Raw genomic sequence first — 19,184 nt, 5'->3', positions numbered from 1 at the left:
CCGGCCCCGCATGCCGGGGTACGGCGTCCTCGCCGCCGACGAGGGCGCCGGGCTGCTCCCGTGGTCGTGGGCCGCGGAGCGCCTGGCCCGGTCCCACGACTACTGGGTCGCCACCCGGTGGCCGGACGGCCGCCCCCACCTGTCGCCGGTGTGGGGCGTGTGGCGGGGCGGCGCGCTCGAGTGGTCGTGCTCGGCCCGGTCCCGCAAGGCGCTGAACCTGGCCGCCGACCCCCGCTGCTCGGCGGCGACGGCCGACCCGGACGAGCCGGTCGTCGTCGACGGGACGGTCGAGGCGATCACGGCGCGCGACGAGCTCGAGGCGTTCACCGCGGCCGCCGACGAGAAGTACGGCGGCCGCTACGGCGCCGTCGCCCTCGACCCGGCGACGACCGCGTTCCGCCTCCGCCCGGCGACCGTGATCGCCCTGCAGGAGGCCGACTTCACCGGCACCCCCACCCGCTGGCGCTTCGACTGATCGCCGGCCGGGCGCCCGCCCGGGGCCGCCCGACCCGCCGGGGGGTGTGGGCTAGGGTGCGCGGCGCAGGGCATCCGTCGAGCGGAAGGGTGGGCAACCGTGCGTCTTCGATGGTTCCGGCTGCTGGTCGTGGCGTTGCTGCTGACGGCCGGCGCGGCGTGCAGCGAGGAGGACGACCCGAACGACGAGTCGTCGGGCACCACCGCGGCGCCGAGCGGCCAGCAGGGCGACGACGAGGGCGGCGAGGGCGAGGACGACACCGTCCAGACCGGCGGCGGCGACGTCCTCCAGACCGTGCAGGACCGGGGCACGCTCGTCTGCGGCGTGAACGACGCCGTCCCCGGCTTCGGCGTGGTCGACGAGAACGGCGAGTTCTCCGGCTTCGACATCGACTACTGCCGGGCCATCGCCGCCGCCGTCCTGGGCGACGCCGAGGCCGTCGAGTTCCGGCCCCTGTCCGCCGACGAGCGGTTCACCGCCCTCCAGTCGGGCGAGGTCGACGTGCTCGTCCGCAACACCACCCACACGGCGACGAGGGACGGCAGCGAGGGCGCGGCCTTCGCCCCGACCACGTTCTACGACGGCCAGGCGATGATGGTCGCGGCCGACAGCGGGTTCGGGTCGATCGACGACATGGACGGCGCCACCATCTGCGTGCTGTCCGGCACGACCACCGAGCTCAACCTGGCCACCCGGTTCAACCAGGCCGGGCTGACCTTCGAGCCGCTGTCGTTCGAGGACGTCGACCTCATCCAGGAGGCGTTCATCCAGGGCCAGTGCGACGGCTGGACCTCCGACGGCTCGCAGCTGGCCGGCATCCGGTCGGCCTGGCCGGACGCCGAGGGCGGCCCCGAGGCGCTGACGATCTTCGAGGAGCGGTTCTCGAAGGAGCCGCTGGCGCCGGCCGTGCGGGGCGACGACCCGCAGTGGCTCGACGTCGTCAGCTGGGTGGTGTGGGCCACGATCCAGGCCGAGGAGCTCGGCCTCGACTCCACCAACATCGCCGACGAGACCGGTGAGGACAGCGAGGACGTCGCCCGCCTGCTCGGCCTGCCGGTCGGCGAGGACAACGCCGTGTTCGACCCCGGCCTCGGCCTCCCGCCCGACTTCGTCGTGCAGGTCGTGAGCCAGGTCGGCAACTACGGCGAGATCTACGAGCGCAACATCGGCCCGCTCGGCATCGAGCGGGGGCTGAACGCGCTGTACCTCGACGGGGGCCTGCAGTACGCCCCGCCGTACCGCTAGGCGGTCCCCGTGGCCGTCGCCCGCAGCGCCCGGCCGCCCCTGTGGCGGGACGTCCGGGTGCTGCGGGCCGTGCTCCAGGCGCTGTTCGTCGCCATCGTCGCCGGCCTCCTCTACTACCTGTTCGACAACCTGCGGGTGAACCTCCACAACCGCGGGCTGCGGACGGACTTCGGCTTCCTCGACCAGCCGGCCGGCTTCCAGATCGCCGGGTCGGACTTCCGCTCGACCCAGACCGTGAGCGACGCGCTGCGGGTGGGGGTGCGCAACACCGCCTCGCTCGCCGTCGTCGGCGTGGTGCTGACCACGATCCTCGGCGTGGTCGTCGGCATCGCCCGCCTGTCGGGCAACTGGCTGGTGCGCAAGGCGGCGACCTTCTACGTCGAGACGCTGCGCAACATCCCGCCCGTCCTCGTCGTGATCTTCACGTTCACGGTCGTCGTGCTCGGCCTGCCCCGCATCCAGGAGGCGCGGGAGGTGGGGCGGGTCCTCGTCCTGTCCAACCGGGAGGTGGCCGTCGCCTGGCTCGACGCCGGCGACGGGACGGGTGCGTTCCTGCTCGCCCTGCTGGCCGGGCTGGCCGTGGCCGTCGCCGTCGGCTGGTGGCGGACGAGGCGGTGGAACGCCACCGGCCGGCCCCACCACCGCGTCCTCTGGGGGCTCGGCGTGGTCGCCGCCTTCGGGGTCGTCGCCTGGCTGGCGCTCGGCGGTCCGGTGCGGGTGACCCTGCCCGACGCGGAGGGCCTCGGGGTGACCGGCGGCGTCGGCATGAAGGGCGCCTACGTCGCCATGCTCGTCGCCCTCGTCGCCTACACCGCCAGCCACGTCGCCGAGATCGTGCGGGGGTCGATCCAGGCCGTGCCCCGCGGGCAGGTGGAGGCGTCGACCGCGCTCGGCCTGTCGGAGTTCCAGCGCCTCCGCTACGTCGTCCTCCCGCAGGCCTTCCGCATCGCCATCCCGCCGCTCATCAACCAGTACCTGAACCTGCTGAAGAACACGTCGCTGGCCGTCGCCATCGGCTTCCCGGAGATCACCCAGCTCGGGCGCATCGTGGTCGGCAACGGCAACCCGGCGCCCCAGGTCATCGCCATCACGATGGGCGTCTACCTCTGCTTCTCGCTCGTCATCTCGGCGCTCACCAACGTCGTCAACCGCCGCCTCCAGGTGGTGAGCCGCTGATGGCCGTCGAGACCACCGCCCTCCAGGAGCCGATCCCGCCGGCGCCGCCCGAGGGGCCGCCGTCGGCCAAGCTCCCGCCCGGCGAGTGGGTGCGGCGCAACCTGTTCTCGTCGGTGGCGAACGGCGTCGTCACCGTCGTCATGGGCGTGGTCATCGCCTGGGCCGCCTACCGGGCCGTGCGGTGGGTGTTCGTGACGGCCGAGTGGGAGATCGTCCGCCGCAACCTCACCTCCTTCATGATCGGGAGCTTCCCGAGGGACCAGCTGTGGCGCCCGTGGGCGTCGCTGTTCGTCGTGGCCGCCACGATCGGCGCGGCGTCGGGCATGGCCGCCGCCGAGGTGGGCGACCGGCCCCGCGCCCGGGCCCCGTGGTGGACGGCCGCCCGCCGCTTCTGGCCGATCGGCGCCCTGCTCGTCGCCATCGCCCTCCTCGTCGAGACCGTCGTCCCGGTCCTGCTGCTCGCCGCCGCCCTCGCCGTCGCCGCGGCCGCCCGGCTGGCCGGCCGCCGCCTCCCCCGCCCGATCGCGGGGCGGGCCTGGCTGATCGTGGTCGTCGGCCTGGTCCTGGCCGTCGGCGTGCTCGTCGCCTTCGGCGGCGTCGGGTGGGACCGGTGGGGCGGCCTGCAGCTCAACCTGGCCGTCACCGTGGTCGGCATCGCCCTCGCCTTCCCGTTCGGCGTGCTGCTCGCCCTCGGCCGGCGCTCGTCGCTGCCCGCCGTGCGGGCCGTGTGCGTCGTCTACATCGAGTTCATCCGGGGCGTGCCCCTCGTGACCCTGCTGTTCATGGGCCAGCTGTTCATCGGCTTCTTCCTGCCGACCCAGATTGATCCGCCCGGGCTCGTCGTGCGGGCGCTGATCTCGATCGTGCTGTTCGAGGCCGCGTACATCGCCGAGATCGTGCGGGGCGGCCTCCAGGCCGTCGGCCGGGGCCAGGTCGAGGCGGCCCAGGCGCTCGGGCTGCGGCCGGCGACGACGACCCGGAGGATCGTGCTCCCCCAGGCGCTGCGGGCCGTGATCCCGGCGATGGTGGGCCAGTTCATCAGCCTGTTCAAGGACACCTCGCTGCTCGAGGTCATCCAGCTGCGCGAGATCCTGACCGTCGGCGAGACGGCCACCCAGCAGCCGGACTTCCGGGGCCGGGGCCTGGCCGCCGTCACCCTGCCGTTCGTGGCCTTCGTGTTCTGGGTCGGGTCGTACACGATGTCGAGGGAGAGCCGCCGCCTCGAGCAGCGGCTCGGGATCGGGGAGCGATGACGGACACGAGGGCGCTGACCGAGGCCGCCACCGTCGCGGGCGGCACCGGCGAGGCGATCATCACCTGCGAGCAGGTCGACAAGTGGTTCGGCGACTTCCAGGCGCTGAAGGGCATCGACCTCGTCGTCGGCCGCCAGGAGGTGGTCGTCGTCATCGGCCCGTCGGGGTCGGGCAAGTCCACCCTGATCCGCTGCATCAACCGGCTGGAGAAGCACGACCGGGGCCGGATCGTGGTCGACGGCACCGAGATGAGCGACGACCTCCGCAACATCGCCGGCATCCGCCGCGAGGTCGGCATGGTGTTCCAGTCGTTCAACCTGTTCCCGCACCTGACGGTGCTGGAGAACGTGACCCTCGCCCCCCGCCAGGTCCGCAAGTGGCCGAAGGCGAAGGCCGAGGAGATCGCCATGCAGATGCTCGAGCGGGTGCGCATCCCCGAGCAGGCGTCGAAGTACCCGGGCCAGCTGTCGGGCGGCCAGCAGCAGCGGGTCGCCATCGCCAGGGCGCTCGCCATGCAGCCGAAGGTGATGCTGTTCGACGAGCCCACCTCGGCCCTCGACCCCGAGATGATCTCCGAGGTCCTCGACGTCATGCAGGAGCTGGCCCGCTCGGGCATGACCATGATCGTCGTCACCCACGAGATGGGCTTCGCCCGCAAGGTGGCCGACCGGGTCGTGTTCATGGCCGACGGCGAGATCGTCGAGGTCGGCACCCCGGAGCACTTCTTCACCGAGCCCGAGGAGGAGCGCACGAAGCTCTTCCTCAGCCAGATCCTCTAGCCCGCGGCGCCGACGGGCCAACGGGTGCGGCCGAGCCGCTCGGTCAGCAGCCGAGGTCGTCGAGGCGGCGGAGGAAGGCGCCCGCGCCGGTCACCGACACGCCGGGGCGGGCGGTCGCCGACTCCCGCAGGGCCCGGTCGGAGGTGACGACCTCGACCTCGCCGCCGGCCAGCTCGCCGTCGAGCAGGTCGACGACCCGCTCGTCGCCGGCGTCGCGTCCCCGCCGGGCCGGGTAGCGCACCTCGACCCCGCCGGCGTCGCCCTCGGGCAGGTCGGCCTGGGGGACGTCGAGCACGAGCACGACCCGATCGCCCGACGCCCGCCCGTACGCCTGGAGCCGGGCGAGGAGCCGGCGGGCGGCGGCCGGGCGGTCGCGCCACCAGCCGTCGGCCGCCGCGCCCATGACGTTGTTGCCGTCGACCACCACCGTCCCCACCGCCGGCCCCGCCCCCGCTCAGCCGGGCAGCAGCTCGGTCGTGATCGTCTCGACCAGCTCGTCCTCGGTGATGGCACCCCGGTGCACGTCGAGCACCTGCCCGTCGGCGCCGATGAACACCGTGTACGGCATCACCGACCCCCCGAGGCCGACGAACAGACGGTCCTCCACGTCGTTGGCCAGGTCGTAGTCCACGCCGGCCTCGGCGGCGATCGCCCGGGCCGACTCGGCCGACGCCCGCACGTTCAGCCCGAGGAAGGCGACCTCGTCGCCGAAGCGGCGGTCGGCCTCGGCCAGCGCCGGCAGCTCCTCGCGGCACGGCACGCACCACTCGGCGAAGAAGTTCACGACGAGGGGCCGGCCGGCGTAGTCGGCGAGGGTGCCCTCCGAACCGTCGAAGCGCTCGAACGGGGCGTCGGGCGCGAGGTCGCCGACCGGGTTGGCGCCGAGGAGGTCGCCGCCGGCGCCCAGGTCGGTCTCGGGCTGGAGGGTGATCTGCGGCGGCTCCTCGTCCCGGGTGGCGTCGGCCACGTAGGAGGCGGCGAGCAGGGCGGCCGACGTGGCGATCACGAGCGAGGCCAGCACGAGCCCGACCCGCCGCCACCGCTCGGCGCCCCGCGAGGGCGCGGCGGCCGCCGGCCGCCCGGCCTCGGGCTCGGCGTCGACCTCGGTGTCCTCGCTCGGCTCACCCACCGGGGCGGAGGCTACCGGGCGCCGACGCGACGACGAGGGGCACCGCGGGCCGGGATCCGGTCCGCGCTGCCCCTCGCGTCGAAGCCCCGAACCGAGGTGATCAGCCGGAGGTGTAGTTGCTGTAGCTGAGGAAGGACGCGGTCACGGGGTCGGTCGCCTTCGCCCGCTCGGCCGACTTGCTCTCGGCTCCGCCGCGGTCGTCGGACGTCCAGGACCGCTCCGCGATCATGACGTTACGCAAGGTGTTGCACCTCCTTTCGGTGGTCGAGAAGACCTCGGAGGACCTCAGCCGGCGAGCGAGACGCCGTCGACCACGAAGTCCATGTGGGCGCCGGTGATGCCCTCGCCGAAGCCGAGGTGGATCATCCCGACGCCCTCGTTGATCTGGGAGTTGAACCGCCAGTCGACGAGCGGGCCGATGCCGGGGTTGGTCCCGAGGCCCAGCTCGGTGGCGTGCAGCTCGTAGGACGGGTTGGTCGCCTCCGCGATCTCGGCGGTGACGTCCCGCCCGTCGAGGTAGGCGGCGCGCAGGCGGCCGTCCTCGAGCTCGAGGCGGACCGGCCCCCGCTCGACCATCTCGACCTGCAGGTCGCGCGCCGCGGCGATCCTCGCCTTGGCGGTGTCGTCCTGCCCGGCCCTCGAGTCCTCGGCCACGAGCACGCCGACGGCCTCGACGTGGCCGTCCATCACGAACGAGCTGTGCCAGTCGGTGCTCGACGACGGGGTGAGCGACACCTCGCAGTAGTTGCCGACGCTGACCCACTCCCCCGGCCCGATCTCGAGGTCGAGGGACGTGTCGACGCGGAGGTTCTCGCCGAGGGTGCAGCGCAGGTCGGTGCCGGGGCCGGCGAAGTCGAGGACGCCGTCGGGCTCGTCGCGCAGCAGCCGGATCCACTCGTTGTTGCGTCTGGTGGTGTCGACGAAGTCGGTGGCGAAGACCAGCGACACCGTGTACATGATCCCGGCGAGGCTGTCGTCGAAGCTGTGGATGGGCAGGGCGAGCACCCGGGAGTCGCTGAACTGCGACCGGATGGTGGCGCTGCCCATGCGGTGGCACAGGGCGACGACGACGTTGGAGCCGGCGGGCATGCGCAGGTCGGGGTCCCAGAGCACCGCGGGGAGCCCGTGGCGCGCCAGCTCGTCGACCAGGCGGGGCTCGTCGGTGACGACGGTGAAGCCCTCGCCCCCGGCCAGCGGCCGGAGGTTGTCCATGCTCGTGACCCGTAGGCCGGTCCCGCCGTTCAGCGAGCTGTGCTCGTCCACGTCGTCGTCCTTTGCTCGTCCGTGCGACTGCATCGGAGACGACGGTCCCGCCGCGCCCACGTGGGGATCGGGTCCGGACCCGGCCCGACCGGCGCCGTCGCCGGGGTGCCTGTCCGTCGATCCGCCACCACTCGTTGCGCCCGTCCTCGCATCGCCGGAACCGCCGATCCGAGAAACACCGTGCGAACGCGGCCTCGCGCTCTTCGTGTTCCCCGGCGGGGACGCTACCCTCGGCCGAACGGCCGCGCAAGGCTTCGCCACTCGCCGGCGAGCGGCCCCGAGACAGGCGGTTCGACTCTTGGATGGCTCTCCGAGCGGGCGACCGGACCCGGCCGCGCTCCTCACCGTCGACGGCCACGCCGACCCGTACCCGATCTACCGGGAGCTGCGGGCGGCGGCGCCGGTGTGCCGCGTGGAGCTCCCCGACGGGCGGTGGTCGTGGCTCGTCACCCGGCACGCGGACGTCGTCGACGTGCTGTCGAGCGACCGCTTCGCCAGCGACCCGGCCTCGGTCGACGGCCACCGGTCGCCCGGCCACGACGTCCCCCTCGGCCGCCTGCTCACCACCACCGACCCGCCCGAGCACACCCGCCTGCGGGCGACCGTGCGGCGGGCGTTCACGCCGGCCGCCGTCGAGGCGCTGCGGCCGCGCGTCACCGCCCTGGCCGAGGAGCTGGCCGCCGCCATCGAGGGCCGGGGGCCGGTCGACCTCCTGACCGAGTACGCCTTCCCGCTGCCCATCGTGGTCGTCGCCGAGATGCTCGGGCTGCCGGCCGAGGACCGCGACCTGTTCCGCGAGTGGTCGCGGGTGGTCATCGACGGGGACTTCCCCATGCCGCCCGAGGAGGTCGAGCGCCGGGCCCGGGTGGCCAACGAGGAGATCGTCGACTACCTCCACGGCGTGTTCGCGGCCAAGCGGGCTCGGCCCGACGACGGCCTCGTGAGCGACCTGCTGGGCAGCGACCTGACCCCCGACGAGCTGGTCGGCATGGTGTGGCTGCTGCTCGCGGACGGCTACGAGTCGGTGGCGTGCACGATCGGCAGCGGCGTGGTCGCCCTGCTCCGCCACCCCGACCAGCTGGCCCGCCTGCGGGCCGACCCGTCGCTCGTCGGCCCGGCGGTCGAGGAGCTGCTGCGCTACGAGTGCCCGGCGGCCACCCTGCACCGCCACGCCGTGGAGGACGTCGACCTCGACGGCTGCCGGGTGGCGAAGGGCGACCTCGTCACGGTGGTGCTGAGCTCGGCCAACCGGGACGAGGCGGTGTTCGACGACCCCGACCGGCTCGACGTGGGCCGCTCCGGCAACCGGCACGTCGCCTTCGGCCGGGGCGTCCACTTCTGCATCGGGGCCGCCCTCGCCCGCATGGAGTGCCAGATCGGGATCGGCACGCTGGTGCGCCGACTCCCCCGGCTGCGCCTGGCCGTGCCCGCCGAGGAGCTGACGTGGCGGCCCAGCCTCATCCTGCGGGGCCTGCGGTCGCTCCCGGTGGAGGCCTGAGCGCCGGTCGGGTCAGGGCCGCTGGAGCTGCCAGAGGCGGTGGTAGAGGCCGCGCTGGTCGAGCAGCTCGTCGTGGGACCCGTGCTCGCGGATCTCGCCCCGGTCGAGCACGACGATCTGGTCGAGGTCCCGAACGCTCGACAGGCGGTGGGCGATGAGCACGACCGTCCGCCCGGACGCCGTCGTCCGCAGCGTCTCCTTGAACGCCGCTTCGGCCTCGTAGTCGAGGTGGGAGGTCGCCTCGTCGAGGGCGAGGACCGGCGCGCCCTTCAGCAGGGCGCGGGCCAGGGCGACCCGCTGGCGCTGGCCGCCGGACAGGCGGTGGCCGCGCTCGCCGAGGCGGGTGGCGAGCCCGTCGGGGAGCTCGTCGAGGAGCGACGAGGCGCCGGCCGCGGCGAGCGCGGCGACCACCTCGTCGTCGCCGGCGTCGGGCCGGCCGTAGCGGACGTTGTGGGCGAGGGTGTCGTCGAAGACGTAGACGTCCTGGCTGACGAGCGAGACCGAGGCCCGCAGGTCGGCGAGGCGCAGGTCGCGGACGTCGTGGCCGTCGAGGAGGATGCGGCCGGCGTCGGGCTCGTAGAAGCGCAGCAGCAGGCGGAGCAGGGTGCTCTTGCCCGAGCCGTTGGGGCCCACGACGCCGAGGCTGGTACCGCCGGGCACGTGCAGCGAGACGTCCCGGAGCACGCGCCGGGGCGGCTCGTAGGCGAAGGACACGCCCTCCAGCTGGAGCTCGCCCCGGACGGCGGCGGGGTCGAGCGCAGCCGGGCCGCTGTGGATGGCGGGGACGGCGTCGAGCACGCGGTTGATCTGGCGGACGCCGGCCGTCGCCCGGTAGTAGGTGCGGGACAGCTGCACGGTGCTGCCGACCGCTCCGACGATCGCCGGGATCCAGTACATCGTCCTCGTGAACGTCGGGCGGGCGACCCGGCCCGACACGGCGAGGCGGGCGCCGTAGCCGAGGGCCGTCGCCCCGGCGAGATAGAGCACCTTCTCGGTGAACGTCGCCTGGAGGGTGGCCGCCGAGCCGGCCTCCAGCCCGGACTCGGCCACCGACCGGCTGAGCCTGGCCACCCGCCTCGCCTCCTGCTCCTCGGCGGTGAAGCTCTTCACCTCGACGATGCCCGAGAGGATGTTCTCGAGGGCCTGGGTGAGCCGCGACGACGGCCTCGACGCCCGGATGAACGCGTCCCTGGTGCGGGGCCCGAAGCGGCGGATCGAGTAGGCGACCAGCGGCCCGGCCGTGCCGGCGACGAGGGCCAGGGTCGGCGAGGTGCGCAGCAGCACGCTGCCGCCGACCAGCGCGGTGAGCGCGGTCTCGAGGAGGACGTCGGTCGACTCCACGAGGGCGCCGATGCTGTCGACGTCCGCAGTGAGCACGTTGAGCAGCGAGCCGGTGCCGTCGGCGTGGAAGAAGGCGAGGTCCTGGGCCTCCAGGCGGGCGAACACGTCGGAGCGCAGGCGCTCCTCGGCGCCTCGGGCGACCTCCTGCCAGGCCCGGCGGCGGCGGTGCTGGACCAGCCCCTCGACGGTGGTCAGGGCCAGGCCGGTGGTGGTGATGGCGGTGAGCTGGGCCCGCACGTCGGTGACGCCGAGCCAGCGCAGGACGGTCGGGGTGTCGCCGTTGACCACGCTCGCCCCGGTGACGACGACCAGGTTCTGGAGCATGTTCAGCGAGTGGGCGCCGACGGTCAGCAGCACCGGGCCGGCTCGGCTGCCCTGGTCGGGGAGGGAGCGGCGCAGGACCCGCTGGAGCGGCCCGCGCGCCGCCGGGTGGAATCGCGCGGTCGCCGGGTCGAGGGCGTCGAGCCGAGCGTCGATCTCGGCGTGGAGCGCGCCCCAGTCGAGCGCCGGGTCGTACTGCACGAGGACGGTGCCGGTGACGGCGCTCGCCGTCGCGGCCGTGACGCCGGCGGTCGCGGCGACGGCCTCCTCGGCGGCGGCCGCCATGGCCCGGTCGCCGCGGATGGAGGGCACGTCCAGGCGGGCGCGCCCGGGGATGAACGAGCGGACGCTCGAGGTCACGGGGTCAGGCGAGTCGGCGCCGGCCGGCCAGCGCGACCACCGGTCAGGTCAGGCTGGCCGACTCGTGCGGTACGGCGGCGCCCGTCGCGGCGCCGTCGCCATTGGTGGTGGGCTCGGCGTCGGCCGCCCGGGACGGGGCGGTGGCGGCCTCGCCTGCGGCGGGCGCGGGCGGCGTCGTCCCGGCCGTGCCGGCCCCGGCCGCCGTGGGCGCCGCCTCCTGGGCCGCGCCCATCTCCCAGGTCGCCTCCTGGACGACGTCGGCCAGGTTCTCCGCCGCGCGGGCCGCGCTGGCGCGGAGGGTCGTCCCTCCGCGGATCCCCGCCTTCACCGTGCCCTTGGCGATCGAGCGCCAGTTGGTGACGAGCGCGGCGCCGACGGAGACCCCGGCGAGGAACGCTCCGGTTCTGCGCATGCGGCGGAGCGGACCCCTCAGCCCTGGCGGGGTGGCCGGACGAGGCTGAGGAGGTCGGTGCCGGACGCCGACTTCACGAACGACGCCGCGCCGACCAGCACCCGGCCCGGCGTGCCGAACACGAGGGTGGCGAACAGGCCGGCGAGGCCGTAGCCGGCGCCGTTGGCGAGGTCGCCCCGCAGGACGTGGCTCAGGCCCGGCGCGATGGCCTCGCTGGCGAACAGGACCGCGTGCGCCGCCGGGTTCCCGGTTGCCGCTGCGGGCGTGGATGAGCTGGAGCTCGCTTCCGCCATGGGACACCTCCGTCGCGCTGACCCCTGGTCCGCGCCTCGACGCCGCTCGGTGGCGACCCTACTGCCGTCCCGTCACGAAGAGCAAGGAGATCACCGCGGGCCGTCGATCCTCTCCGCGGGCGTCCAGCGCCACCGGGTGAACGCCTCGGTCACCCGCATCCCGGCCCGCTCGTAGAGGCGGGGGGCGCCGGTGGCGTTGGCGCGGTCGACGCCGAGCTCGACGGCGGCGAGCCCGCGGTCGCGCGCGTGCCGGAAGACGTCGTGGAGGAGGGCGAGGCCGAGCCCCCGGCCGCGCGCCGCGGCGGCGACGGCGAGCTGGCGGACGAAGCCGGCGTCGCCGGACAGGTGGCAGACGTCGGCGGCGACGACCGTGCCGTCGTGCCGGGCGACGACCCGGCACAGGTCGGGGTCGTAGCGCCCGGGCGCGAGCGCCCACGCCGCCCACGGTCCGTACTCCTCGCGGGGCTGGTCGTCGCCGATGTCGGCGAACGCGGTCTGGATCAGCTCGTGGACGGCGGGCCCGTGCCGGTCGACGTCGAGCGCCGTGGACGTGAACCCGTCGGGCCAGGCCGGCGGCGGGGTCGGCGTCGGCGTCGGCGTCGGCTCGGCGAGGTCGATGCGCATGCGCCAGTAGGTGCGGTCGGCCACCCAGCCCCGCCGCCCCATCCGGGCCGACCCCTCGTCGTCCGAGGCGGGGAGGTGGTGGCGGAGCGGCTCGCCGAGCGACTCGAGCCAGCCGAGGAGGGCGTCGTCCCCGCCGCGGCCCGGCCGGGCGACGCTGTCCGCGTCCCCGCCCGGCGAGGCGACGGCGTACCCGACCACCTCGCCGCCGTCGTCCACGAGCACCCGGGTCCGTTCGTGCATCGGGAACCCCGGCGCCTCCCAGTCCCGCAGCACGTCGTCCTCGTCCGAGTCGACCGCACCACGGTTGACCAGGTCGTAGTCCGCGTAGACCGCCACGATGGCGGCGAGGTCACCTCGGTCGGCCGGTCGCAGGGTCGGGGGCACGGCCCGAACGCTGCCACACCGGGCGATGAGTTCCGGCGGCGGAGGTCGTCGGATAAAGGAGGGCGACCCCTCGCCGCGACCTGCTCTGATGGGTTGCGGCGCGACCACGAGGGAGGACGACGTGACCGCTGCGGACGACGCGGCGCTGGCCATCGAGACGCGCGGCCTCGTCAAGGTGTTCGGCGACACGCGGGCCGTCGACGGGATCGACCTGGCCGTGCGGGCGGGGACCGTCTACGGCGTGCTCGGCCCGAACGGCGCCGGCAAGACGACGACCATCCGAGTGCTCGCGACGCTGCTCCGGCCGGACGCCGGCACCGCCCGCGTGCTCGGGCACGACGTGGTCGAGGAGGCCGACGCCGTGCGGGGGTGCGTGAGCCTGACCGGCCAGTTCGCCTCGGTCGACGAGGAGCTGACCGGCCGCGAGAACGTCGTCCTCGTCGGCCGGCTGCTCGGCCTCGGGCGGCGCGCCGCCGCCGAACGGGGCGCCGAGCTGCTGGACGCGTTCGGCCTGGCCGACGCCGGCGACCGCCTGGTCCGCGAGTACTCGGGCGGCATGCGGCGGCGGCTCGACATCGCCGCCAGCATCGTGGTCACGCCCGAGCTGCTGGTCCTCGACGAGCCGACCACCGGGCTCGACCCGAGGAGCCGCAACCAGGTGTGGGACATCGTGCGCGTGCTGGTGGCGATGGGGACGACCGTGCTGCTGACCACGCAGTACCTCGACGAGGCCGACCAGCTCGCCGACCGCATCGCCATCATCGACCACGGCAAGGTGATCGCCGAGGGCACGAGCGGCGAGCTCAAGGCGCTCGTCGGCTCGGGGAGCCTGCACGTGCGCGTGCTCGACGCGTCGCAGCGGCCGGCCGCCGCCCGGGTGCTGGCGACCGTGCTGGGCGAGACGCCCCAGCTGGCCGCCGACCCCGTCGCCCTCACGGTGCGGGCCGCCGACCCGGAGCGGGTGGCGGTGGCACTGGCCGAGCTGGCCCGGGACGGCGTCGCCGTCGCCGAGCTGTCGCTCGGCCAGCCCAGCCTGGACGAGGTGTTCCTGGCCCTGACCGGCCACCCGGCCGAGGAGGCCGCGACCACGGAGGACGCCGCATGACCGCCGTCGACACGCCCCCGGTGCTGGCGGAGGACACGCTCCGCTCGGCGCTGTCCACCCGGCCCCGGCCGCCCCGGCCCACGCCGGCGGCGGCGTCGTTCGCCTTCGGCTGGCGGGCGATGCGCAAGATCAAGCACGTCCCGATGCAGCTGTTCGACGTGACGGCGTTCCCGATCATGTTCGTGCTGCTGTTCACCTACCTGTTCGGCGGCGCGCTGGCCGGCTCGCCCCGCGAGTACCTGCAGGCGCTCCTCCCCGGGATCCTCGTGATGACCGTCGTGATGATCACGCCCTACACGGGGATGGCGCTCAACACCGACGTCACCAAGGGCGTGTTCGACCGGTTCCGGTCGCTGCCGATCTGGCGCCCCGCCGTGCTGGTCGGGATGCTGCTGGCCGACACGGTGCGGTACTCGATGGCGTCGGCGGTCGTCGTCGTGCTCGGCGTGGTGCTCGGCTTCCGCCCCGACGGCGGCCCGCTCGGCGTGGTCCTCGCCGTCGCGCTGCTGCTCGTGTTCTCGTTCAGCCTCTCGTGGGCGTGGACCATCATCGGCCTGCGCATGCAGACGCCCGAGAGCGTCATGCAGGTGAGCATGACGGTGCTGTTCCCCCTGACGTTCGCGAGCAACGTCTTCGTCGACCCCGACACCATGCCCGGCTGGGTCCAGGCCTTCGTGCGGGTCAACCCCATCACGCAGTTGACCGACGCCAGCCGGGCCCTGATGCACGGCACCGCGGCCGGCGGAGACGTCCTGGCGGTCCTGGCCTGGAGCGTCGCGCTGGTGGCGGTCTTCGCCCCCATGACGATGCGCCTGTACAACGCCGAGCGATAGAGCGCGGTCCGTGGGCGAAGCCGTCCACTGCGAGGGTGACCATCCATTGACGACCGAGGGGCAGGTTGCCAGAGGCGATCCACCGTTGCAGCTGCTGACGATGAAGGCGATGAGCGCAGCGCCGTGCATCGTCTGCCATTCGAAGACGCGCACACGACGGAACCCGCTGGGGACTTCATGACGATGACCTCCGCCGGCAAGCCGAGCCACCACGCTGTCCTCCGAAGCACAAGAAGCGGGGATAACCACGGGCCACGCCATGAGATGGCCGTACGCCCCGGCGGTCCGGATCACTCGCTCGTAACAACGGCTCCGTTACGCCGGACAATTTGCTATCAACCACGCCGAGGAGCGGAGGTGTTGTGGTGCCCGGCAGTAAGTACACCGACTCCGAAGCGAAAAACATCCTGAGCACATGGCCGATGCGGCCGACCGACGCCCTAATGCCCGGCGGTCCATGGCTTCGAGCGTAGCCGCCGGACGGTGTCAGCACCGGCCCACGCCTCCACCGAGCCACGAGCGCGGAGTTCACGCCACGCACGCAGCCCGACGGGCTCTGGCTCGCGATCTACAGGTCCCGTCTGGTCGTGAACCCGTCAGCCGTTATCGGTGCTCGCCATAGAGGTCAGCGGGCACGGCCGTCAACTTTGCTGACAACGATCGCGATACGGACCTGCGCACGCAGTTCTTCTCGTCGATGTCCGTGCCGATTGGCTCAGGACGCTCGTGCAGGTACAGAACGGCGGCTGGAGAGCGCGATGGCGCATGACCGGTGTATTCGACGACGAGCCATTGGATGATCTCGTCTTGCCTGTTCGATCCGTCCGGGTGACCCACGCACTTCCCAATCTGGCGTACGCCGACCACACGTCGTTATACGACGGGCTAAAGGAAGGCGTTGCTCTTGAGGCGCACGAATACCTCGTTCCGCACAGCGCGCTTGGGCCAATCAATGCCGGGATCCGCCGTCCCGTATACCGAGCGTTGAGCCCGCACACTGTCTGACGCCTCACCACGGGTAGCCACTCATACCACTTCGCTACCGCCCGAGCCTGCGATGGTTTCGGTATCGCGCCAGCGATTCGCGCATCTAGTGGCGCCTCCCACGACGACCGAGCGGTGGATGAAGCCGTGGTAGCGGCGCACGGTCGCCGGCTTGGCCGTCCCTCATTGGGTCCGTCGAAGGCGTCGAGGTGCTTGCCCGCAGCTTCCGCAGCCGCACCTTGCCGAGGGACGCGCGGATGCCGCGAGCGATCTGTCAGCAGCCCTGGATCGCCCTCGGCTCCTGGCCGAGCGCCTCAAGATGGTGGAGCACGACGTACAGGTCGTCCCCCTGGCTTGCATTCGCGGACGTCTCGCTGGTCGACGTCCCTCACCAGCTCGGCCCGCAGCGTGTTCGCCTTCTTACCCGAGCCCCGGATTGGCCGTGTCACCTGCCGCGGCTAGCTCGTCAGTGGGTCGAGGCCGCCGTCGACCCGACGTCGAAGTAGCTGGGACGCCTCTTGACTGCCGACGGGAGCTTGGAGGGCACCCTTGCGCAGCGGGATGGGACAGGTTGATCGGACTCTCACCGAATCAGGCGCAGAGGATCGAACCAGGTAGACGCTCTACCGCTGTGACCAGCACCTTCTCTTGCGCCCCCGGCAGGATTCGAACCTGCGACACACGGTTTAGGAAACCGCCGCTCTATCCCCTGAGCTACGAGGGCTGGATAGACGGACGCCCTGTTCAGGCCGCTGGACACGCTACTCGCGCTGCCGGCGGCCGACATCGTGCCGCACGTCTGCCACAACGTGCGTGCTCGAGCGTCGCATCACGGGCCGGCCGCCGCCTTGCGCTGCGCTTCGAACGTCACGTCCGTAAGGAACCCCCGGTACAAATCCTCGTTCAGCAGGTGGAGAAACGAGAATCGCTCACCCGGATCGAACACGAGCTTGCCGTTGCGGATGATCGACTTGGGATCGATGCCCACCCGCCGCGCGTACTTGCGCACCTCCGCCAGTTCGATGTTTGCGAGGTGGCCACGACGGCGGATCTCGCGCAGTCGCCTCCACGTCCGTGAGTCGTCGCGCGCGACGCGAAGTAGCGCGGCCACGCTCACCGGCTCCATCGGCAGGTGGTCGGTGATGCCCTCGACCCACCCTTGGACGTGCTTGTCGATCAGCCCGATGTCTCTGAAGAGCCGCTCGAACGATATCTGGTTGAGGATCACCGCCCATCCAGGCCCCAGCACGAAGTCGAAACCTGGCGAGAAGCTGAACACTGGCTCCTCGAGCTTGGTCAGCTGCTGGCGACCGATAGCGATCCACCCTCCGCGGCGAAAGCCGATCCTGGGATCCGTCCGTCTAACCAGCGTCACGCGCGTGTCGTCGCCAACGACGACGGCATAGAACTGAATGCCGAGATCGAGATCGCGAGGCGCTCTAATTGGAAGCGTCGCGGCTTGGTCGGCCAGCTCCGTTAGATCGCCGAGCTCCGCCAGATCGTCGGCATCGTCGATGACGAACAGCTCGCCCCGGTTGAGCTCGGCGTCGACCGTGTACGGCACAGACTGTCTTCGGCCGAGGTCTTCGAGGCTCTGGCGGGCGAGGTCACGGAAGGCTTCAGCTGCATCGTCTGCGAGGGCGAGCTTCGCGGCGTCGACCTCCCCGTCGGTGCCCTTCCGGCCCACGACGACGGAGACGGCCTCGTCGCTCCTGGCGGCCACGTCCGCTCTGACGTCGTCAAGGCTGGCCATGCGACGCTCCCATGCGCAGTCTCATGTCTTCATCCTTGCGCCACCCCGTCTCGTGGTCGTTCAACGAGGAGGGAAGCTCCGAGCGGGACGAGACGGTGAGCGCCATCCCAGCCACTGACGTCGGTGCGGGCGATCAGGTAGTACGCCACGCCCGTTGATGACATCGCGCGGTACGTGCGGTAGCCGAAGAGGTACAGCAGAGGGTTCACGTTAACACGACCGGTTGCGATGTGGATCTGGATGATCAAGGCAAGCGCGACCGCTGCGATGACTGCCTGTTCGGTGGACTGGCTCACGTCTACGACGGCGGGCAGGAGGTAGCTCCCCACATGGCCGATGACCTCGTCGCTCGCATCTTCTATGGACGTTAAGACGAAGGGCTCTGGGTTGCCCCTGCGAACGACCTGCGCAGCCACGACCGCTACGAATATCCCGAGTAGGGCCGGGACCCCGAAGATGATCACCCACACGAGGTCGCCCCGCGCCCTGTAGGCCAAGAGAGCCATCGCGGGTGAGAAGGCCATGAGGCCCAGCTCGACACGAGCGGACCGTGAGCCGAGCCGCGGCGGACGGGTCACCGCTCCACCGGTGCCGTCGGGTGAAGAGGGTTGCTCCTCCGACCGCCGCGGCGTTCGGACCGCGACACGAGCGCGCCTCGCCGCCCGGGCGGTGGTCGCCGTTCGTGCTTGTTCGGTCGCTTCATTCGTCATCAATGCTCCGCCGTCAACCGTAGCGAGGCGGTGTGACGATCTCGCCGGGCCTACGGGTCCCAGGACCGACCGTCCTTGCCACGAGGGTGCTCGCAGACGCGGGCTGAGGTCGGCGCGGCGGCGCACCGCGTCGAGGTGCGTCGCCACGTCTTCGAGGTCGCCGGGATACAGGTGGCTGTAGCGGTTGAGTGCCATCTCGACGGCTATTCGGCAAGCGGCTATCGGCACGGCGTTCGCTCCGCGGGATCCAGCGCGCCTCAACGAGGCAGCCCTCAATGTCGGCGAGACGCCATCGCGCTACTGGACGAAGGGCATAGCAACGTGCCGTTCCACCGGCGCCTTGACACGCGGACGTGGACGCCTTGCTCCGTGGTGGGTTCAACGCGCCGCTGCGTACCGCGACTGACCCATCCACTCACGTGCGCGACCACGCGTAAGTGCCTCACGCGTGCAAGTCTCCGAGCGCTTCGGCGACAAGGGGCGGAGCCACACGTTCCTGGGCGACGCGCGCACCGGCGGCCCGCACGCGGGTTGTGGCTGCCCACAGCTCGTCGCCGAGCCAGGTTCCCGTGGTGGCGGCCCAGCTGATCTTGCCTCCTGCCGTGCCCGGTAGCTCGGCCATCGCTGCCCACAGCGGGCGTGCGGGTTGGAGCTCCGGAAGCCCGACGGTGGCGGCGACTTTGGCGGCCTGGGTAGGGATGGCGATCCCATCGGGATCGAGGTCGCCCCAGTACCAGAGGCGCTTCGGCAATTCGGCGTCCTCGGCTAGCGCGTAGATCGACTGCTCGAACCCTCTACCAGACCCGAATGCGACCCGACCAACGGGTCCGCTGATGGCGCCGGCGGCGTCCAGGACAACCCAGTACGCGTCGCTGTTCTCGACCACAAGCACGCCGGGCCCGTCGCCAGTGCGGGTGACCGTGAGCGGCGGCGGAAAGCGCCGGCACCCAAGGAGCTCCCAGCTGAGCCGGTCGGGTCCGAACAAGCCGGTCTTGATCAGGGCGTCGAGCGCCTTCTCGTCCGCGAAGATCTCGGCGGACCGGACTCGCATCGGGACGACATCGTCGTTGGTGCGTCGTGCGAGCCAGGTGTTGAGCGCGACGAGCTGCTCGTACTGGGTGGCGGTGATCTTGGCCAATGACGCGATCCAGCCGAGCTGAGCGCACCACGGGTAGGTTCTCCATGGCATGCCGACCGGGACCGTGCGGTTCGCGTCCACGGTCACGAACCTTGGTAGCGGCGGTCG

19 protein-coding genes and 1 tRNA gene are annotated in these 19,184 nt (G+C 72.3%); 8 read left to right on the top strand and 12 right to left on the bottom strand.

Going from position 1 to position 19,184, the window contains the following annotated elements; translation table 11 throughout:
• The first annotated feature begins 10 nt into the window (after positions 1–10).
• The 5 genes from VGB14_06965 to VGB14_06945 all read left to right on the top strand — a co-directional run bounded on the left by VGB14_06965 (position 11) and on the right by VGB14_06945 (position 4,928).
• Positions 11–475, top strand: coding sequence for a pyridoxamine 5'-phosphate oxidase family protein (locus tag VGB14_06965; GenBank protein ID HEX9992648.1), 465 nt, complete (start codon positions 11–13; stop codon positions 473–475).
• A gap of 99 nt (positions 476–574) precedes the next feature.
• Entirely contained in the window at positions 575–1,720 is a 1,146-nt protein-coding gene (locus VGB14_06960; protein ID HEX9992647.1) for an amino acid ABC transporter substrate-binding protein, read from the top strand.
• Between the two features lie 9 nt (positions 1,721–1,729).
• The gene (locus tag VGB14_06955) at positions 1,730–2,896 is read left to right on the top strand and encodes an ABC transporter permease subunit (GenBank protein ID HEX9992646.1); all 1,167 of its coding nucleotides are present in this window, start codon (positions 1,730–1,732) and stop codon (positions 2,894–2,896) included.
• A complete protein-coding gene (locus VGB14_06950) occupies positions 2,896–4,149 on the top strand; it encodes an amino acid ABC transporter permease (protein ID HEX9992645.1) in 1,254 nt (417 codons plus the stop codon). The genes VGB14_06955 and VGB14_06950 overlap by 1 nt, the downstream gene beginning before the upstream one ends.
• Complete coding sequence (locus tag VGB14_06945; protein ID HEX9992644.1) at positions 4,146–4,928, top strand: amino acid ABC transporter ATP-binding protein; 783 nt, start codon at positions 4,146–4,148, stop codon at positions 4,926–4,928. Before VGB14_06950 ends, VGB14_06945 begins: the two co-directional genes overlap by 4 nt.
• A 43-nt stretch (positions 4,929–4,971) precedes the next feature.
• Here the strand turns inward: VGB14_06945 and VGB14_06940 are convergent, their stop codons facing one another.
• From VGB14_06940 to VGB14_06925, 4 genes are all read right to left on the bottom strand, one after another.
• Positions 4,972–5,364 carry an NYN domain-containing protein gene (locus VGB14_06940; protein HEX9992643.1) on the bottom strand — a complete coding sequence of 131 codons (393 nt, stop codon included), beginning with the start codon at positions 5,362–5,364 and terminating at the stop codon, positions 4,972–4,974.
• An 18-nt stretch (positions 5,365–5,382) separates the two neighbouring features.
• Entirely contained in the window at positions 5,383–6,057 is a 675-nt protein-coding gene (locus VGB14_06935; GenBank protein ID HEX9992642.1) for a TlpA disulfide reductase family protein, read from the bottom strand.
• A gap of 100 nt (positions 6,058–6,157) precedes the next feature.
• Complete coding sequence (locus VGB14_06930; protein ID HEX9992641.1) at positions 6,158–6,286, bottom strand: hypothetical protein; 129 nt, start codon at positions 6,284–6,286, stop codon at positions 6,158–6,160.
• A gap of 56 nt (positions 6,287–6,342) precedes the next feature.
• Positions 6,343–7,353: a hypothetical protein gene (locus VGB14_06925; GenBank protein ID HEX9992640.1), complete on the bottom strand. Its 1,011-nt coding sequence runs from the start codon at positions 7,351–7,353 to the stop codon at positions 6,343–6,345.
• Positions 7,354–7,618: 265 nt separating this feature from the next.
• Between VGB14_06925 and VGB14_06920 the strand changes: the two genes are divergently transcribed.
• Positions 7,619–8,818, top strand: coding sequence for a cytochrome P450 (locus VGB14_06920; GenBank protein HEX9992639.1), 1,200 nt, complete (start codon positions 7,619–7,621; stop codon positions 8,816–8,818).
• 12 nt (positions 8,819–8,830) lie between these two features.
• Here the strand turns inward: VGB14_06920 and VGB14_06915 are convergent, their stop codons facing one another.
• The 4 genes from VGB14_06915 to VGB14_06900 all read right to left on the bottom strand — a co-directional run bounded on the left by VGB14_06915 (position 8,831) and on the right by VGB14_06900 (position 12,553).
• A complete protein-coding gene (locus VGB14_06915) occupies positions 8,831–10,840 on the bottom strand; it encodes an ABC transporter ATP-binding protein (GenBank protein ID HEX9992638.1) in 2,010 nt (669 codons plus the stop codon).
• 43 nt (positions 10,841–10,883) lie between these two features.
• Positions 10,884–11,252 carry a DUF5132 domain-containing protein gene (locus tag VGB14_06910; protein HEX9992637.1) on the bottom strand — a complete coding sequence of 123 codons (369 nt, stop codon included), beginning with the start codon at positions 11,250–11,252 and terminating at the stop codon, positions 10,884–10,886.
• Positions 11,253–11,269: 17 nt separating this feature from the next.
• Positions 11,270–11,545 (bottom strand): DUF6072 family protein, encoded by a 276-nt coding sequence (locus VGB14_06905; protein HEX9992636.1) that lies wholly within the window; start codon positions 11,543–11,545, stop codon positions 11,270–11,272.
• A gap of 90 nt (positions 11,546–11,635) precedes the next feature.
• Positions 11,636–12,553 carry a GNAT family N-acetyltransferase gene (locus VGB14_06900; GenBank protein ID HEX9992635.1) on the bottom strand — a complete coding sequence of 306 codons (918 nt, stop codon included), beginning with the start codon at positions 12,551–12,553 and terminating at the stop codon, positions 11,636–11,638.
• A gap of 121 nt (positions 12,554–12,674) precedes the next feature.
• On the opposite strand from VGB14_06900, the gene VGB14_06895 reads away from it, so the two are divergent.
• Together VGB14_06895 and VGB14_06890 are read left to right on the top strand one after the other, a co-directional pair.
• Complete coding sequence (locus VGB14_06895) at positions 12,675–13,658, top strand: ATP-binding cassette domain-containing protein (GenBank protein HEX9992634.1); 984 nt, start codon at positions 12,675–12,677, stop codon at positions 13,656–13,658.
• Positions 13,655–14,491 carry an ABC transporter permease gene (locus tag VGB14_06890; GenBank protein ID HEX9992633.1) on the top strand — a complete coding sequence of 279 codons (837 nt, stop codon included), beginning with the start codon at positions 13,655–13,657 and terminating at the stop codon, positions 14,489–14,491. The genes VGB14_06895 and VGB14_06890 overlap by 4 nt, the downstream gene beginning before the upstream one ends.
• Positions 14,492–16,126: 1,635 nt before the next feature.
• Here VGB14_06890 and VGB14_06885 read toward each other — a convergent pair.
• The 4 genes from VGB14_06885 to VGB14_06870 form a co-directional block, all read right to left on the bottom strand.
• Positions 16,127–16,199: transfer RNA gene (locus VGB14_06885), tRNA-Arg, on the bottom strand.
• A gap of 105 nt (positions 16,200–16,304) precedes the next feature.
• Positions 16,305–17,228: a hypothetical protein gene (locus tag VGB14_06880; GenBank protein ID HEX9992632.1), complete on the bottom strand. Its 924-nt coding sequence runs from the start codon at positions 17,226–17,228 to the stop codon at positions 16,305–16,307.
• Between the two features lie 29 nt (positions 17,229–17,257).
• On the bottom strand, positions 17,258–17,752 hold the full coding sequence (locus VGB14_06875; protein HEX9992631.1) for a hypothetical protein: 495 nt from the start codon (positions 17,750–17,752) through the stop codon (positions 17,258–17,260).
• A gap of 628 nt (positions 17,753–18,380) precedes the next feature.
• On the bottom strand, positions 18,381–19,157 hold the full coding sequence (locus VGB14_06870) for a Wadjet anti-phage system protein JetD domain-containing protein (GenBank protein ID HEX9992630.1): 777 nt from the start codon (positions 19,155–19,157) through the stop codon (positions 18,381–18,383).
• Between the last annotated feature and the right edge of the window lie 27 nt (positions 19,158–19,184).

It is taken from the genome of Acidimicrobiales bacterium, from assembly GCA_036399815.1.
Taxonomy (GTDB): Bacteria; Actinomycetota; Acidimicrobiia; order Acidimicrobiales; family DASWMK01; genus DASWMK01.
This window is presented reverse-complemented; position numbering and strand designations above follow the sequence as displayed.

Bases quoted from the DNA above. Each gene is read 5' to 3' on its own strand.
- VGB14_06965 (HEX9992648.1), top strand. From the start codon at position 11: ATGCCGGGGTACGGCGTCCTCGCCGCCGACGAGGGCGCCGGGCTGCTC.
- VGB14_06875 (HEX9992631.1), bottom strand. From the start codon at position 17,752: ATGGCCTTCTCACCCGCGATGGCTCTCTTGGCCTACAGGGCGCGGGGC.
- VGB14_06910 (HEX9992637.1), bottom strand. From the start codon at position 11,252: ATGCGCAGAACCGGAGCGTTCCTCGCCGGGGTCTCCGTCGGCGCCGCG.
- VGB14_06905 (HEX9992636.1), bottom strand. From the start codon at position 11,545: ATGGCGGAAGCGAGCTCCAGCTCATCCACGCCCGCAGCGGCAACCGGG.
- VGB14_06930 (HEX9992641.1), bottom strand. From the start codon at position 6,286: ATGATCGCGGAGCGGTCCTGGACGTCCGACGACCGCGGCGGAGCCGAG.
- VGB14_06945 (HEX9992644.1), top strand. From the start codon at position 4,146: ATGACGGACACGAGGGCGCTGACCGAGGCCGCCACCGTCGCGGGCGGC.
- VGB14_06950 (HEX9992645.1), top strand. From the start codon at position 2,896: ATGGCCGTCGAGACCACCGCCCTCCAGGAGCCGATCCCGCCGGCGCCG.
- VGB14_06880 (HEX9992632.1), bottom strand. From the start codon at position 17,228: ATGGCCAGCCTTGACGACGTCAGAGCGGACGTGGCCGCCAGGAGCGAC.
- VGB14_06890 (HEX9992633.1), top strand. From the start codon at position 13,655: ATGACCGCCGTCGACACGCCCCCGGTGCTGGCGGAGGACACGCTCCGC.
- VGB14_06925 (HEX9992640.1), bottom strand. From the start codon at position 7,353: ATGCAGTCGCACGGACGAGCAAAGGACGACGACGTGGACGAGCACAGC.